At 69.5% G+C, this 14,856-nt stretch carries 16 protein-coding genes; 2 read left to right on the plus strand and 14 right to left on the minus strand.

Annotated features, from left to right (window positions below; genetic code table 11):
- Window positions 1-31: 31 nt before the first annotated feature.
- Window positions 32-883 carry an ABC transporter permease gene (locus I7X12_RS03965; protein WP_232343024.1) on the minus strand — a complete coding sequence of 284 codons (852 nt, stop codon included), beginning with the start codon at window positions 881-883 and terminating at the stop codon, window positions 32-34.
- Window positions 880-2,046, minus strand: a complete 1,167-nt coding sequence (locus tag I7X12_RS03970) for an ABC transporter ATP-binding protein (RefSeq protein WP_198062577.1) — start codon at window positions 2,044-2,046, stop codon at window positions 880-882. The genes I7X12_RS03965 and I7X12_RS03970 overlap by 4 nt, the downstream gene beginning before the upstream one ends.
- Before the next feature lie 108 nt (window positions 2,047-2,154).
- Here I7X12_RS03970 and I7X12_RS03975 point away from each other — a divergent pair, with 108 nt between their 5' ends.
- On the plus strand, window positions 2,155-3,114 hold the full coding sequence (locus I7X12_RS03975; RefSeq protein WP_198062578.1) for a winged helix-turn-helix domain-containing protein: 960 nt from the start codon (window positions 2,155-2,157) through the stop codon (window positions 3,112-3,114).
- A 32-nt stretch (window positions 3,115-3,146) separates the two neighbouring features.
- Here the strand turns inward: I7X12_RS03975 and I7X12_RS03980 are convergent, their stop codons facing one another.
- The 8 genes from I7X12_RS03980 to I7X12_RS04015 all read right to left on the minus strand — a co-directional run bounded on the left by I7X12_RS03980 (window position 3,147) and on the right by I7X12_RS04015 (window position 9,052).
- Window positions 3,147-3,938 carry a CBS domain-containing protein gene (locus tag I7X12_RS03980; RefSeq protein ID WP_198062579.1) on the minus strand — a complete coding sequence of 264 codons (792 nt, stop codon included), beginning with the start codon at window positions 3,936-3,938 and terminating at the stop codon, window positions 3,147-3,149.
- Between the two features lie 116 nt (window positions 3,939-4,054).
- The gene (locus I7X12_RS03985) at window positions 4,055-5,653 is read right to left on the minus strand and encodes a DHH family phosphoesterase (RefSeq protein ID WP_198062580.1); all 1,599 of its coding nucleotides are present in this window, start codon (window positions 5,651-5,653) and stop codon (window positions 4,055-4,057) included.
- 135 nt (window positions 5,654-5,788) lie between these two features.
- Window positions 5,789-6,184, minus strand: coding sequence for a hypothetical protein (locus I7X12_RS03990; protein ID WP_198062581.1), 396 nt, complete (start codon window positions 6,182-6,184; stop codon window positions 5,789-5,791).
- A 79-nt stretch (window positions 6,185-6,263) separates the two neighbouring features.
- Window positions 6,264-6,692: an HTH-type transcriptional regulator LrpA1 gene (gene lrpA1, locus I7X12_RS03995; RefSeq protein WP_198062582.1), complete on the minus strand. Its 429-nt coding sequence runs from the start codon at window positions 6,690-6,692 to the stop codon at window positions 6,264-6,266.
- A 95-nt stretch (window positions 6,693-6,787) separates the two neighbouring features.
- Entirely contained in the window at window positions 6,788-7,024 is a 237-nt protein-coding gene (locus tag I7X12_RS04000; protein ID WP_198062583.1) for an HTH domain-containing protein, read from the minus strand.
- 321 nt (window positions 7,025-7,345) lie between these two features.
- Entirely contained in the window at window positions 7,346-7,891 is a 546-nt protein-coding gene (locus tag I7X12_RS04005) for a DUF7261 family protein (protein ID WP_232343025.1), read from the minus strand.
- Window positions 7,888-8,337, minus strand: a complete 450-nt coding sequence (locus tag I7X12_RS04010) for a DUF7262 family protein (protein WP_232343026.1) — start codon at window positions 8,335-8,337, stop codon at window positions 7,888-7,890. The genes I7X12_RS04005 and I7X12_RS04010 overlap by 4 nt, the downstream gene beginning before the upstream one ends.
- A complete protein-coding gene (locus I7X12_RS04015) occupies window positions 8,330-9,052 on the minus strand; it encodes a DUF7263 family protein (RefSeq protein WP_198062584.1) in 723 nt (240 codons plus the stop codon). Before I7X12_RS04015 ends, I7X12_RS04010 begins: the two co-directional genes overlap by 8 nt.
- A gap of 162 nt (window positions 9,053-9,214) precedes the next feature.
- On the opposite strand from I7X12_RS04015, the gene I7X12_RS20660 reads away from it, so the two are divergent.
- Window positions 9,215-9,337 carry a hypothetical protein gene (locus tag I7X12_RS20660; RefSeq protein WP_269750352.1) on the plus strand — a complete coding sequence of 41 codons (123 nt, stop codon included), beginning with the start codon at window positions 9,215-9,217 and terminating at the stop codon, window positions 9,335-9,337.
- Between the two features lies 1 nt (window position 9,338).
- Here the strand turns inward: I7X12_RS20660 and I7X12_RS04020 are convergent, their stop codons facing one another.
- From I7X12_RS04020 to I7X12_RS04035, 4 genes are read right to left on the minus strand one after another with little or no spacing between them, the layout of a single operon-like run.
- Window positions 9,339-9,842, minus strand: a complete 504-nt coding sequence (locus I7X12_RS04020) for a DUF7266 family protein (protein ID WP_198062585.1) — start codon at window positions 9,840-9,842, stop codon at window positions 9,339-9,341.
- Complete coding sequence (locus I7X12_RS04025) at window positions 9,835-10,584, minus strand: DUF7289 family protein (RefSeq protein ID WP_198062586.1); 750 nt, start codon at window positions 10,582-10,584, stop codon at window positions 9,835-9,837. Before I7X12_RS04025 ends, I7X12_RS04020 begins: the two co-directional genes overlap by 8 nt.
- A complete protein-coding gene (locus I7X12_RS04030; protein WP_198062587.1) occupies window positions 10,581-12,503 on the minus strand; it encodes a type II secretion system F family protein in 1,923 nt (640 codons plus the stop codon). The genes I7X12_RS04025 and I7X12_RS04030 overlap by 4 nt, the downstream gene beginning before the upstream one ends.
- The gene (locus tag I7X12_RS04035) at window positions 12,493-14,856 is read right to left on the minus strand and encodes a type II/IV secretion system ATPase subunit (protein WP_198062588.1); all 2,364 of its coding nucleotides are present in this window, start codon (window positions 14,854-14,856) and stop codon (window positions 12,493-12,495) included. The genes I7X12_RS04030 and I7X12_RS04035 overlap by 11 nt, the downstream gene beginning before the upstream one ends.

The raw sequence follows: 14,856 nt of genomic DNA on the forward strand, positions 1-14,856 counted from the left end.
ATATGCGTTAACTTCCGATCCGTCGTGGACCTCAATAGTGTCCCATCAGTCCTCGCCGACGGGCGCGCCCGGCCATCCACTGGAAGGCGCCGTAGCCGAGAAGGAAGTAGACGACGGCGGCGCCGACCAGCAGTCCGAGTTCCGCCGCGGGCAGTTCCCAGAGTCGGAGCCCTTCCCGCATCGACCGGGTGAGCAGGTAGCTGCCCTGCGTGATGGGGAGCAGTCGGACCCAGACCACCCCGACGGTGGGCGCGGCGATGAGCCCGACGAGGACGAACTGCATGACGTTGAAGACGTTCTCGACGCGCTTGTACAGCAGCGCGAGGCCGCCGAAGAAGAAGCCGAGGCCGACGGCGGGCGCGATAGCGAACACAGTGAGGACGGCGACGGTCGCGACGGGCAGGTGCAGCGCCTTTCCGGTGACCGCCAGCATAAAGGCGAGCGTCGCGCCGCCCCAGGCGAGGCTCTCGACGAGACCGACGACGACCCCGGCGATCATCACTCGGCCGTAGCCGAACGGGGACATGTACAGCTGTTCCAGCGTCCCCCACTCGGACTCCTTGGTGACGCTCCGCGCCACACCGGAGAACGCCCCCAGCGCCATGCTCCAGAGGAAGTAGCCGACGATGATCCCACCGAGGCTGTCGGTCAGCGCCTGCCCCGCCACCGCACGACCGCCGAAGAAGACCATCCCGAAGAAGATGAACGTCATCGCCAGCCCCGAGAGCGTGTTCAGCGGGTAGCGATACATCAGCAACAGCCGCTTTTTCGCCTGGGCCCACAGCAGGGTCCCCAGCGTCGCGGTGGCGCGTTCGCGCTCCCCCGCTCCCGCACGACGGTCCGGGGCCGCGGACTCGCGCGAGTCGGTAGTCTCGTGACTCACGCGCGGTCACCCCTATGGGCGCGGGCCGCTCGCTCCGACTCGCCGGCGTCAGCCACGGAGTCGGACTCGTCGCCGTCGGTCAGTTCGAGGAACACCGCCTCCAGGTCGGGGTCGACCGACTCGACCTCGTAGACGGTCAGGTCCGCCGCTCGCAACGCGTCCATGAGGTCGTAGAACCGCTCGGGGTCGCCCAGCGACACCTCGAACGCGGTCCGGTCGCCCCGGTCCTCGAACTCGTCTACGTCGTATGTCTCGTGGAGCCGCTCGCGGATGTCCTCGTCCACGGGGTCGGCGTTGCGGTCGACGGCCTCGGTCGCGGTCCCGTCGCCGAGCGTCGCGTCGCCGTCCGTGCCGGCCGCTGTTCGACCGACGACGACGCGGTAGGCGAACGTGCGGAACACGTCGACGAGATCCGCGACCGGGTCGTCGGCGACGACCTCGCCGTCGGCCATGATCACGACGCGATCACAGACCTCCTGGACTACGTCCATGTCGTGACTGGAGAGGACGATCGTCATGTCCTCCTGATCGGCGAGCCGTCGGATCTCCCGACGGAGGTCGACCGAGGACTCCACGTCCAGTCCGAGTGTCGGCTCGTCGAGGAACGCCACCTCGACGTTGCGCGCCAGCGCGCAGGCCAGCGAGACCTTCTGTTTCTGCCCCCGCGAGAGGTCGTTGACCGTCTCGTCGGCCTTCCCGGCGAGCGAGAGCTGTTCGAGTAGGGCGTCGTGGCGGTCGCCGACGGCGGACGGCGACTCGCCGCCGATGGCCGCGAAGTACTCCAGGTTCTCCCGGACGGTGAGTCGCCAGTAGACGTTGCGCGCTCCCTCCAGCATCGCGCCGACGCGCCCGTAGGCGGGCCGCGGGTCGTCGTACACGTCCGCGCCCGCCACGCGCACGTCGCCCTCGTCGGCCACGACGAGGCCCAGTATCGATTTGATGAGCGTCGTCTTCCCGGCGCCGTTCGGGCCGAGGACGCCGACGACCGTGCCCGATTCCACGTCGAGGCTCACGTCGTCGACCGCCCGGACCGCCGCCTCGCCGTCGCCGAACGTCTTGGAGAGCCCGCGGACCGCGAGGGCGGGGTCGGACCCGGCCGGAGCGTCGTCTCGCTCGGCGCCGTCCTCGCGCTCGTCGGCGACCCGTTCAGGTGTCGTCGTCATCGTGACTGCGAGTTGCGGGTGTCATCCCATAACCATTTCCTGCAGGGCCGTTCAGTTTGCGATCTGATAGGACGTAACCGTTTTTCGGGCGGCCGAGGAACGAGGCGTATGGCCGACCGGAGCGGGTCCGAGGAGACGGGCGAGCAACGGGGGGCGAAGGGGTCCGAAGCGGAAGTGGACAGCGATGCCGTCGCCCCGACCGCGCTCTTCGAGTTGCTGGCCGACGAGACGCGGCTGTCTATCGTCCGGGAGCTCGCGGGGGTACGCCGGTCGAACTGGCAGTGGGCGGGGTTATCGTTCGCCGACCTGCGGCGGGCGGTCGGAGTCGAAGACGCCGGCAACTTCAGCTACCACCTGGAGAAGCTCCGCGGGCCGCTCGTCGTCAAAGACGGCGAGGAGTACCACCTGCGCAATCGCGGGATGCAGCTCGTGAGCGCGGTCGAATCGGGCGAGTACACCGGCCCCGGCGAGACGGTGCGCGGCGAGACGGAGTTCGACTGTCCCTATCCGGACTGCGACCGCGCGCTGGAGGTCGCGTACGACGACCAGTACTGCAGGATCCGCTGTCCCGACCACCACGTGTTCAACGGGACGGCCATCCCACCGGTCGCGGCCGACCACCTCACGGCCTCCGAACTCCTCGCGGTCACGATGCTCGACCTCCGCGAACAGGTCGAGCGCGCTCGCGCCGGCGTCTGCCCCAACTGCTGGGGCCCGGTCGACGCCGCGCTGCCGTCCCCGGCGCCGTCGCTCCCGTCGATGGACGACGTCGGCGTGCCCGACGACGCCCTGCTCGCGACCTTCACGTGCGGGCGATGTCCCACGTCGTTCGACCTCCCGCCCGGCGCCTGCGTCGTCGACCACCCCGCCGTCCTCGCCTTCTACCACGACCACGGCGAGGACATCCGCTATCGGCCGTACGTCGCCCTCCCGTTCTGTAGCATCGGCCGCGCCGACCTCGAATCCGAGGAGCCGGTGCGCGTCAGAGTCGACGTGCGTCTTGACGACGACACGCTCCACCTGTGGCTCGACGCGGAGACGAACGTCGTCGAGTACGAACGGGCCTGAGCCGCAGGGCCGCGAGCACGGTCCCGACCGCCTCAGTCCTGCAGTCGCTTGGTCTTCTGGACGAGCGGGTGGTGGGCGTAGTCGACGACCGCGATGTCGTCGATCGAGTACAGTTGTTCTTTCTCGGCGGTCTTGGCCATCCCGAGGTCGACCCGCTCGGAGAGGACGATGACGTAGGCGTCCATCTCCGCGATGTCGAGGCGGGCGGCGGCCTTGACGCGGTGGTGGCCGTCGGCCAGCAGCAGGTCGCCGTCGTTGTCGATGACGACGAGCGGTTCGGCCAGCCCACGGTCGAGTTCGTACCGACGGCCCTCCAGTTCGTCGGCGTACACCTTCGCCTGTGTCGGCGTCAGTTCCGCCAGCGCGACCTCCCGGCGCTCCTGTGAGACGGCGACGCCGTGGATGTTCTCCAGGGTCTGCATCAGGTTGTCCACCTTCCCCGGGGTCGCGCGCTCGATCTGCGAGCGGATCACGTCGGCGTTGGAGATGATGCCGACGAGGTTGCCAGCGTCGTCGACGACCGGGAGCTTCTGGATGCCCGACCGGAGGATGACGCGGGCGGCGTCGTCGATGTCCATCTCCGGATGCGCGACCAGCAGGTCGTCGCTCATCACCTTGAAGATGGGCTCGTGGTCCGGTTGTTGCAGCAGGTCCCGCGCGCTGACGAACCCCTCGACGTGGCGGCCGTCGGTGACCGGAAACCCGCTGTGTTCCGTGCTCTCGGCGATTCGCGCGGCCACGTCGCCGACCGTGTCGTCGGGCGACACCGTGTCGACCTCGCGAGTCATGTAGTCTTTCACCGTCAGCGCTCCCTCCTCGACCATTGCCCGGACGTCGGCGTCCACTCCTCAAAAACACACCGGCTCCGGCCCGGTGACTGCGCCGCCGGCCGCCGGCGCTGGAGCCGTCGTCGGCGTCGTCCGCCGTCGCGCCGCAGCCGTTACCGCCGCTCGTCGTCGGTCGCGCCCCCGCCGTCCGCCGTGTCGTCGTCGGTCGCGTCCGGTTCGTCCGAGCCGTCGTCGGCTCCGTCTCGACCGCTCCCCACCGCGGCGCCGGCGATCCGGTCGAGCGACAGCGGTTCGCCCGGCCCGGTGCCGTGGTAGTCGTCGGGGTAGAGACCCGTCAGGACGCGGTGGTTGCGCGACCCCATCGCGTCGAGGAAGCGGTCGGTGACGATGGCGTCGAGGATCTCAGACAGCGACTCGTCGTCGGCGTCGATGGCGTCGAGCAGCCCCAGCGAGATCTGTGCGCCGGCCATGTCGGCGTGGCCACCGGCGCTCCCGATCTGCCCGAACGCGTCCCGGAGCGTCTCGCCGAGATCGAGGTCGGTGCCGCGCGCCCGCGCCGAGACGTAGATCGTGCCGTCCATGATGCCGTAGACGAGCGTCGTCGTCACGTCTTCGAGGTCGAGCAGGCGGTCGGCCGCCTGCGCGAGCGCGTCCCGGTCCGTGAGTTCGCCGACGCCAGACAGCAGCGCCGGCCCGTGGCGCTGGCGGTCGCTGATCGCCCGCGCGATGGTGTCGAGCGTGTCCGCGCTCATGCTCGGCGACTCGATGCGGTCGAGCGTCCCCGCGTCGGCGTGGGGGACGAGATACGCCGTCGCCTCGAAGTCGGCGACGCTCACCTCGCGGGTGTACTCGTCGGTGTCGATCCGGATGCCGAAGAGGAGGCCGGTCGCAACCTCGCGGCTCGGCGTGATGTCCAGCGTCCGCAGGTAGTCGACCAGCAGCGTGCTCGTCGCGCCCACGTCGCTGCGCAGGTCGACGAACCGCGCCTCGACCGGGTACCGCGGCGGGTGGTGGTCGATCACGATATCGACGGCCGTCTCCTCGGCCAGCCCGTCGTTGACGCCCGGCCGCGAGTGGTCGACCAGCGCCACGCCACCGTACTCCGATAGTTCCGCTCCCGGTTCGAGTCGCGACAGGTCGAACTCCAGCAAGTTGACGAACGCGCGGTTCTCCTGGTGGGTGATGTTCCCGAAGTAACACACGTCGGCCTCGACGCCGGTCGCTTCGGCGATCCGGGCCAGCGCGACCGCGCTGGCGATGGCGTCCGGGTCGGGGTTGTCGTGGGTGACGATCGCGAGCCGTCCCTCGACGTCCCGCAGGGCCGCCGTCAGCTTCCGCGTCCTGAGCCCGTCGTCGCCGACCCGGTCGTCCAGCCAGTCGGTCGCGGCCGCCCGCGCGTCGACCAGCTCGTCGGCGGTCGCCGAAAGCGCCGCCCGCTGCTCGTCGGTCGTCTCGGCCGGCGCGTACGCCAGCACGAACGCGCCGGGGTAGACCGAGGCCACCGCCTCGGCAGCTGCCACGTTCGTCGCCGCGTTCGCCGTGGCGACGGCGACCGTGTCCGGCCGCCGGCACTCCCGGAGCGCGGCCTCGTCGGTCGGGTCGCCCACCTCCGCGACGACGCCCTCCTCACGGAGCGTCCGGACCGCGTTCTCGTCGTCGGCCAGCACCGCCAGCCGGCCGCGCCGCTCGCGCAGTTCCGTCACGAGCGACCCCGCCAGCGATCCGGTCCCCAGCACGAGGCGGGCGGTCATACCGTCTTCTCGGGGAACGGCGCGTAAAAATCCACCCCTACGGTCGCTTCGTTCCACTCTCCGCGGGCCCGCGACGCGGGCGGCCTCCCGAGATCCCCACGGCGAGCGACCGTGACGCGCCGCGTCGCGTCGCGGTCAGCCCTGTGCCCACTCGACCGCCGTGTCCAGGTCGCTGAACGTGTCGACCTCGGCGTCGGGGACGTCGACGTTCGCCGCCACCGCCATCGCCGTGGTGCCATCGGAGACGAACCCGATCCGGTCGACGCCGGTGTACTCGCCGTTGGTCGACCACTCCCGACCCATGTACTCCTGTGTCTCTCTCGCGAGGTTCGTCTCGTCGCCGAAGACCGCGATCGTCGCGTCGACGTCCCCGCGCCGGCCGCGTTCGCGGTAGTGCGTGCTGGCCGCTTCGAGGTCCGCGTCCGCGAACCCGCGCCAGCCGTCCATGAACCAGATACCGACGTTGTCGACCTGTTCGAACTTCCACTCGTAATCGCTCGGGTTCGGAATCGAATCGATTGCGTTCGACATGCTCAAGTCGACGAGCGGTAGTGAAATAGCAGCGATCCCTAACTGCGTAGGTATCGATCGTCGCCGGACGGCGGCCGACTCACTTCAGCCGTTCCTGCAGGAAGGAGGGATGGGCGGCCGTGACGCCCTCGATGTCCTTGATCGTCGATTCGATCACGTCGCCGACGGCGTCGCCGTCGGGCGCGCGCACCTCCGCCATCAGCATGTGGTCGCCGCTGGAGGTGTACAGTTTCTCGATCGCCGCGATCTCCTTTAGCTCGCGGACGGCCTCGACGTAGCGGCCGCTGTCGACGTCCATCCCGACGAGTGCGATGGACTGGCCGGGCAGTTTCTTCGGGTCCACGTCGGCGGAGTAGCCGACGATAACCTCCTCGTCCTCCAGGCGCTGGATGTACTTGCGGACGGTCGGCTTGGACACCTCGACCCGGTCCGCGATCTCCGCGTAGGAGGCCTGGGCGTCCTCCTCCAGCACGGAGAGGATGCGTTCTTCCGTCGATTCGGCACTCATACGTCGTAATTTGCCGCCGCGAGAAAAATATCTTCCGAAACCACAAACGGGTCACGGACGGCGTGAACGACCCATCGCGGACCTCCACGAGCCGGTCACCCGTCCATCCGGACTGGGATCCACCAGACGCGACTGCGGCCGCCGACCTTCTTGCTGGTCACGTCGGTTTCGTCCTGCAAGTCGTGTAGCCGATTGAGTGCGGTGCGGCGCGAACAGTCCAACTGCTCGGCGACTTCGCTCGCGGTGAGCGGCTCCGCGTAGTCGCTGCGGTCGCGGAACACCTCGATCACGTCCGACTCGGTGTACTGGGTCTCGCGGCCGGGGTCGACCATACGTTCCGTTGGGTCGCTCGGCTCTTATGGGTTCCCGCGAAGGAAGGCGCGGACGCCGAGCGAGGCCCGCGACGAGCAGCAACGCGACGAGCGCGAGCACGACCAGCCCGAGACCGTGGATCAGGGCTCGTCGGTACCGGAGAGAGAAGACGTCGAGGAAAACGCCTCTACACGCCGGGGTTCCCGGGGTCAGTCTGATGATCGCCCAGGCGAGGAGCCCGGCCCCGACGGGAACGACGAGGCTGGCGACCCACACTCGGATCGGGAGTCCGGAGTCGTCGCCGTCGTTCCCGCTCGGGTCGGGTTGGGCGCTCGCGTCGGTCACTCGACCGCCGGTGTGACGGCGGTGAGCCGAACCGTCTCGCGGTCGGTCGTCACGGTCAGATCGTAGCCGACGGCGAGGACGAGGGTTCGCTCGCCCCGCTGTTGTACCACGACACCCCGGTCGGCCACGCAGGGGCCGAACTCTCGTCCCGGGCCGCTCGGACAGTTCGCGGTCGCCCATCGCCGTGCAGCAGTCCGATTGAACGCCGCCGTGTACGCGACGCCAGATTCGACGCGTGACCGTTGCAGCGTCCGTATCCGCGGTTGGATACGGTTTCGAGTCTCCGTGACCGCTCGGGCGCGTTCACTCCACGTGAACTCGCCGCGGAGCGCCCGGGACGCGTCGTGTGTGGCGCGCTGGAGGTACGACCGCCCGTCGGCCGCGGCCTCGCCGTCGACGCTCGCGGTCCGCACGTCGGCGTGGTAGCCCAGTTGCAGGTACGCGACGAGCATCGCGACCAGCGCCAGTGCGACGACGACGCCGGCGAGCAGCACCATCTGTCCCCTGCGGTCGCCGCCCGAGGTGGTCGGCCGTCGGCTCACGCGTACCACACCCTGATCGTCAGGTCGCCGTGGCGAGTGGTCACTGTGGCCGTACCGACCGCGACGCGGGCGGGCTTTCGGTGGCCGACGCGGCCGTAGGGTGTCTCCACCCTGAACATGACGTTGTCGGGCAGGATGCGTCCGACCCGGCGGTCGAGAGCGGCACGCTCGCGCTCGAACGCGTCGGCCGACTCCATCACCTCTGCCAGCCGCGTTCCGCCACGGTGGCGCGGTGGTTCCTGCGTCAGGATCGTCGCTGCATCCTCGGCGTAGGCGTCCAGCTGTTGCGTCCCGTTCGGTTGCGGAACGCCCAGCGCGAACCCGACCACGACCCCGAGCACGAGCACCACCGCGAGCGCGCCTTCCACTGCAGGCATCGGGAGCTGCGCGCGGGCGTCGCGTTCGACGGAGTGGGGGGTCGCCGATCCCTCGGCGACGTCAGCCATCGACGGTCACCCCCAACCGCGCCTTCGTCGTGTTGCTCGGTGCGAACGCGAGCGTCACGTCGCCGCGGTCGAGGCTGTTGTTCGCGACGAACGTGAACTGGACCGTCTCCCGTCGGGACAGCGAGACCGTGTATCGTCCGTCGAGCCCGTCTGGATCCCGGAGTACGACTCGGTCGTTCGCCCGGACGGCACCGACCGAGACGTTGTCGGGCGGTCCGATATCGAGGCGGGCCCACGGCGTTCGCCGGGGGAGTGTGATCCGGTTCGGGCCCGAAAACGACGGTGTGACCGTCTCGTTCCGGCGGCGTTCGACGAGGACGACTCGATGTCGCGTGGTTCCGCCACTCGGTGTCCCCGCGGCCGCGACGACTCGCCCGCCGACCGTGACTCGAAACGATCGGCCGTCGAGTGTCGGGTATCGACTCCGGAGCGTCGCGGCGTCGAGCGACGCGACCGCGCCCCGGTCGAGGACGTTCGAGCGGTTCGTCACCGGCGACGCGTCGCCCACGATCCGGTCGGCGACCGCCGTCGCCGCGTGACGTTCGCCCGCGTCCCGGAACTCACCGACGAGAGCACCGTTCGCGGCCGCGACGCCGAGCACGGTCACCGTCGTCAGCGCGAGCAGTGCCGCGGCCAGCGCGGCGAGGTTCGCCTGAGCGCGACTCGTACGAGGGGGGTCGCGCCCCCCGCCCGATCTCGGGTCGGCCTGATTCACAGTGACCCCCTCGGAGGTGCCAACCCGTGCCGTGAAGCGGCGGGAGTTCCCAGGGCCGGCTCCGACCTGCCGTCCGTGCCCGCGGAACCGACTCGCGACGTTCCGTCCCTCCTCGGCCCGCCGATCGCGGTTATCCACGGGGCGGTCACCGCGCTCGCGTCCGTGGTCGCGCCCCCTGGTTCGTCGGCGGCCGAGCTGGCGCACGGCTTCGGTGCGCTCGGGCTCGCGTTCCTCGCTGTCGGGAGCGGCGCCGGCGCCCTCCTCCGGGCGCTGCGCAGTGAGTGAGTCACGGTCCACCCCCGTCGCGGAGTTCGACCACTAGTCCATCCGGGCCATCCCGGACCGCCACGACCGTCTCGGCACCCCCGTCGGTCCGGCCGGACACGCGGTCGACGCGCGGGGGGACCGCGAGGTCGATCCGTCCACCGATAGCCGGGTCGGGATGATCGAGGACGAGCGACCGTCCGTCGACCCGGATCGCGTAGCCGCTCCCCGCGATAGTGCTCGGAAGTTCGACCGTCCGACGGGCCGACACGTCTCGGGCACTCGGCGGGACGGCTCGTTCGACCTCCTGTGCGACCGTGGCGAGGACGCGGTCGCCGACTTCGGCACCCGCTGCCGTTCGGTAGTCCGGGACGACACCGCCCAGCAGTGCGGTCGTGACGAGCCCGACGAACAGGACCACGATCCCGATCTCCAGCGTCTTACCGACCGCCGGCGTGACCCCGCGTGCGTCGGTAGCGAGCCCGGACGACGGCGTCGGTCCGTCGGCCCGCACTCGGTCACCCATTCGTCACCTCCAGTCGCATCCGGTGTTCGGCGAGGTACGCTCGCCGCCGGCCGGGGAACTCCGCCACGACGCTGACGACCCCGTCTCCGTCGCGGTCGGTTCGACCGACCGTCGCTCCTCGTTGCTCGAAGTAGCGTTCGAACGCCGCGGGCGCTTCGGTCTCGACGGCGACCTCGTAGCGCCCGGGGCCGAGCGATCGGCGGTCGTGGGTGACGTTCGTCACGAGATCGGCGGCCACTCGCCCGCCGCCGACCGACGACGGGTTCGCCGAGAGGTTCGCGGCGCCGACGACGAGCACGCCGTTCGACTCCGAGCCGACGACCGGCGGTGGCTCTGCGAACCACGCGTTCTCGCCGCGACCGCGGACGACCGCACCCGCGACGGCCGCGACGCGGCGGTCTCCGTTCTCGTAGACCAGCGCGCCGATGTCGACGTTCGCGACGACTCCGGTGGCGTCGGAGACCCTGAGCTGTCGCTCGGCGGTGTAGAGCCGCCCCCCGCCGAATCGGACGGTCGTCGTCCGGTGACCGGTCGACTCGACCGGTCGAAGCCCGGACTGCAGGTCGGCCGCCACGCGGTCGGCGTCGGCCCGGGCGGCGTGATCCTCGACCAGCACGCCGACGCTGGCGGTCAAGACACCCAATGTGACCACTGTCACACCCAGGAGGAGCGCGACGCCGACGACGCTGGACTGACCGCGCCGCCGGAGATGTCCGGCGGCCGCTCCGCCTCGGCGGATCATAGCATCCCGGCCCCCGCGAAGACGGCGTAGGTGATGCCCACCAGTCCCGCCGAATGCAACAGTGCCTCGTAGCGCCCACGGCTCGCCATGCCGGCGAACCAGCCACAGGACAGCATGGTCGCCTGGGTGACGAGGTAGAACCGCCACTGCTCCCGGGCCGGCTGGACTGCGTCCGGGTCGAGTGCGAACCCGCTCGACGACCCTTCGACGTTCGACACCGACGCCAGTTGCGAGAAGCCGTCGAGCACGGACAGATTGACCGCGACCATGATCCCGAGGACGAGCAACCCCGTCGTCCATCCCACAGCGACGTACACGAGGAGCTCGGACCGGAGCTGCTTGCGCCGATGGTAGAGCGTCCCAATCTCCGTCTGCAAGGCCTCGAACACCTGTTCCGTGTCGCTCCCGGATTCGAGCGCGCCGACGACGAGGCCGATGGTCTGCTCGGCCATCGGCGTCCCTACGTCGTCGACGAACTTGTCGAGCGCGGCGGCCCGCACGTCGCCGTCGCCCGATCCGGCATCGGTCGTCAACGACAGCGAGAACGCCAGCGACTCCACGTCGGGTTGCAACGCACCGTGGTCGACCTCCGCCGCGACCTCGTCGACGGCCGCCGAGAACGGTTGTCCAAGAGCGACGTGACCGGCGATAGCGTGGACGAAATCGCGGATCTCGCGGTCTTTCGCGTCGTCGATCCGCGCTCGTCGGACCGCGACGACCCCGACCGGGAGACCGAACCCGACGTAGCTCAACAGCAGGACGTTGGCTGGGTCGTACCCTAACGTCCAGAGAGCGACGGCGGCTACCGCTGCGAACGGCCCACAGACGACCGCGGCGCTGGCCGGGTTCGTCGGTGCCGACAGGACCAGGTCCGAGAGGTCACGAGACACCGCGTAGTCGGGCATCGCGTGCTGTGCCGGGCGGAGACTGGCGACGATGGCCGCCGCCGCGAGTCCGACCCCGAGGACGAACGCGATGCTGCTGTAGATCAGTACCTCCCGGGTCGTGACGGCCCCCAGTGGTGTAGTGACCGTCGCCGAGAGCCCCGGCGCGAGAACACTCATCACCGTGATGATGAGCACCGTGAGCGCGGGAAAGACCAGCATGACGACGAACAGTTCCGCCAGCAACTCTAGATAGCCGGCTACGCGGTCGTGGGTCCGCGACTGCTGGTGTGAGAGGAGCCGGCTCTCCATCCGGAGATACTCGGCGAGCGCGTCGGTCCCCTGGTTGGCGTGTTCGCGATACTTCAGGAGAAACGGGGCCAACAGGTCCCGTGAAGGGGTATCACGGGCGACTAGCTCGAGGCCGGCGTCGAGACTGCCGGTGAGTGCGGCCTCGTTGAGCGCGCGGCGGAACGCGGTCGCCGTTTCTCCGTACGCGTGCTGGTCGGCGACGCGCCGCAGCATCGTCCGCTGGTCGCTGCTCCCGGAGGCGAGCACGCGGAGATACCGGACCGCGCCGGGCAGCGTGGCCTCGATGTCGGCGCGCCGAGCGTCGGCCTGCCAGCGGAGGTACAGCCCGCCCGAGCGGAGGACTCCCCAGCGGGCGACCGCTCCCGAGATCGCGCCCGCGGTCAACGCCAGTACGGCTGGGGGAACGACCGGGAACGCCACCCGGTCGAGGACCGGGACCGCGCCGTGGGCGAACTCGACCACCGAGGCCAGCGCCGACCGTGGGAGCACTCCGACGACGAGCGCGGCGAGCGCGAACGTAACCGTCGCGACTCCCCAGGAGAGGCCGTATACCCGCGAGATGTATATGTCGAAACTGGTCCCGAGGTCGGCGGCGCGGTATCTGTGGCGGTCGCGTTCGTGCCTCGAACTATCGGCACGCCGAGAGAACAGCGCGTACAACGCCCGGTCGACGAACGCGAGCGTCCCGTCGGGACCCGTGATCCCCGAGTCCTCAGTCGCCATCCGTCTCCTCCCCGGGAATCTCCGCATCGCCGTCGGTGTGCCGTCTCGCGCCGTCGCGGTCACTCCGGTCGTCGAGCGTGATCGTTGCGCCTGCCGCGTTCGTCGTCGGACCCGTTCGCTCGTCGGCTGCGACCACGCTGCTCGGCTGTTCGGCGGTACGCTGTCTGATGCGCTCGACGGTGGCGGCCTCGTCGGTCTGCAGGTCGGCGAGGAACGCGAACAGATCCTCGCCGTCGGAGATCCCCTCCTGATGCAGGTACTTGACGTAGCGGTGCTTGCGGTGGAAAGCGTCCTCGACGGCCTCGACCGGCCGGTCGGTGAGGCGGGCGAGGCGCTCGAACAACTCGGTATCGACCTGCCGCGCGTCGTCGCCCAGGTCCGGGTGTTCGTAGGCGAGGTCGTACCCGCCGTCGTGGGTCCGGCGAGCGACGGTGTTCCAGTAGACCGTCGTCTCACCCTTTCGGACGACACCGCAGGCGTCGTCGGCGCGCTCGCGGTCGTACTCCCTGAACGTCTCCTCGCCGACGAACTCGACCACTTCGCCGACGTAGCGGTCACCGTCGACCGCTCGGGGGAAGACGAGGAGGTCGATCTCGGAGAGCAGGTACGTCGGCAGGTCCTGCTCGACGACCCGGTTGACCAGCGTCTCGACATCGCCGGCGTGAGTTGTCCCGATCACGCCGTGACCGGTGTTCAACACTTCCGCGAAGGTCTCGAAGCTCGCGGGCGTGTTGATCTCCGCGATGAGTTCCACGTCCGGATTCAGGTAGTTGGTCTCGGTCATCAGGTCGGCCATCGTCACCTGCTTGTACTCGTCCTGGTGTTCGCGCGTGGTGAGCGAGACGCCAGTCTCGTGGGGTAACCACACCTCCCGCGATCCCTCGTCGATACTCACCGGTCGGTCACGGAAGCTGACGAACGGCATGTGGGCGTTCATCAGCGTCGTCTTTCCGACGCCAGTCGGGCCGCAGAAGAGGACGACGCCGTGGTGTTCGTACAGTTGCCAGAGCATCGCGACCAGTTCGGTCGAGAGGCTGTCCCGTTCGAGCAGGTCGACGGGAGTCATCACGTCCGGCGCCTGCTTGCGGATGGAGATGTGCGGGCCGTCCTCGCTGACGGTCGGCAGCGCCACCGCACAGCGGATCGTCTCGGTGACGCCGGGCGGGCTGAGGTTGACCTTCGCACTGGGGTTAGCGGCGTTGAGTTCGGTGCCGTCGTCCGCTGCGAGTTGCTTGACGACGTTGACGAACTCGTGTTCGTCCTCGAACGTGAGGTTCGTCGGGATCCGTTCGGTGTGGCCCACGTCGTCTCGGGGGACGACCTTCACGCGCTCGCCGACGCGGTTGGCCTCGACGTCTTCGAGGTGGTCGTCGCGGATCGGGACGGTGAGTTTCCCGTAGCCGACGTAATCGCGGAGGACGTAGTACACCAGGTCGTCCAGCCGGTCGGTAGCGTAGCGGTCGTCGACCGGCGGGATGGCCAGGTCCCACTCGGCGAGCGCGCTCCGGACCCTGTGGCGGGCGGCGTCCAGCCAGGCGCGCGTGTTCCGGGCGGTCAGTCGTCGCGAGAGCAACTCTTGGGCGCGCTCGCGGACGAACGCCGCTTCGTCGTCGACGACGCCGTCTACGTCGGTCTCCCAGATACGCTCCTTGCACTCGGTGATCAACTCGGCGTCACCGGGCAGCAGATCCGGCTCGCGGACCGCGTATTTGGTCATGAACGAGTCGGTACCCAGTAGATTTTCACGGTATACGACGACCGGAATCTCGAAACCGTAGAAGTCGACGGTGTGGTGGTCGAGTCGTTCGCTGGCGAACCGGTCGAGGTACTCCGGGTCCGTGGGCAGGTCCGTCTCGGCCGGCGCGAAATCGTCGGTGTGGACGACGACACCGTCGCCCGCCACGTCGGCCACGTCGATCCGATCGTCGAGGGCGTACGGCGTCAATCGCCCGAGACAGCCCAGTTCGGCCAGCGCGTGGTACTCGATCCGGCGGCGGACGCCCGGCGCCGCGTCGATCAGCCGGTCGAGCACCCGCCGGTGTTTCGGATCGAACCCGTCGGCCATCCGCTCGACGGCGCCTTCGCGCGTGCGCGGCCGCTCGAGGCCCGCGTCGCCGAAGTACTCCAGCACGCGGTCGAGTCGCTGGCGACCTTCGCTGGTGAGTCCCGGCTCACGGACCTCGTAGTCGAAGTCCGTCGCCGTCTCGCGGATCGTGACGACGACACCCGGCGCGACTTCGGTCTGCGAGCGAACGTCCGGCGCGTACCACGCCTCCGGGTCGTCGGGTGGTAGCGGCGGCGGAACCGCCCCGCCGTCTCCCCGGTCGGCGAGTTCGAGTCGCTCGTTCGACAT

Source organism: Halosimplex litoreum, from assembly GCF_016065055.1.
Taxonomy (GTDB): Archaea; Halobacteriota; Halobacteria; order Halobacteriales; family Haloarculaceae; genus Halosimplex; species Halosimplex litoreum.

Bases quoted from the DNA above. Each gene is read 5' to 3' on its own strand.
- I7X12_RS03970 (WP_198062577.1), bottom strand. From the start codon at position 2,046: ATGACGACGACACCTGAACGGGTCGCCGACGAGCGCGAGGACGGCGCC.
- I7X12_RS03975 (WP_198062578.1), top strand. From the start codon at position 2,155: ATGGCCGACCGGAGCGGGTCCGAGGAGACGGGCGAGCAACGGGGGGCG.
- I7X12_RS03980 (WP_198062579.1), bottom strand. From the start codon at position 3,938: ATGGTCGAGGAGGGAGCGCTGACGGTGAAAGACTACATGACTCGCGAG.
- I7X12_RS03985 (WP_198062580.1), bottom strand. From the start codon at position 5,653: ATGACCGCCCGCCTCGTGCTGGGGACCGGATCGCTGGCGGGGTCGCTC.
- I7X12_RS03990 (WP_198062581.1), bottom strand. From the start codon at position 6,184: ATGTCGAACGCAATCGATTCGATTCCGAACCCGAGCGATTACGAGTGG.
- lrpA1 (WP_198062582.1), bottom strand. From the start codon at position 6,692: ATGAGTGCCGAATCGACGGAAGAACGCATCCTCTCCGTGCTGGAGGAG.
- I7X12_RS04000 (WP_198062583.1), bottom strand. From the start codon at position 7,024: ATGGTCGACCCCGGCCGCGAGACCCAGTACACCGAGTCGGACGTGATC.
- I7X12_RS04010 (WP_232343026.1), bottom strand. From the start codon at position 8,337: ATGGCTGACGTCGCCGAGGGATCGGCGACCCCCCACTCCGTCGAACGC.
- I7X12_RS04020 (WP_198062585.1), bottom strand. From the start codon at position 9,842: ATGGGTGACCGAGTGCGGGCCGACGGACCGACGCCGTCGTCCGGGCTC.
- I7X12_RS04025 (WP_198062586.1), bottom strand. From the start codon at position 10,584: ATGATCCGCCGAGGCGGAGCGGCCGCCGGACATCTCCGGCGGCGCGGT.
- I7X12_RS04030 (WP_198062587.1), bottom strand. From the start codon at position 12,503: ATGGCGACTGAGGACTCGGGGATCACGGGTCCCGACGGGACGCTCGCG.
- I7X12_RS04035 (WP_198062588.1), bottom strand. From the start codon at position 14,856: ATGTCGAACGAGCGACTCGAACTCGCCGACCGGGGAGACGGCGGGGCG.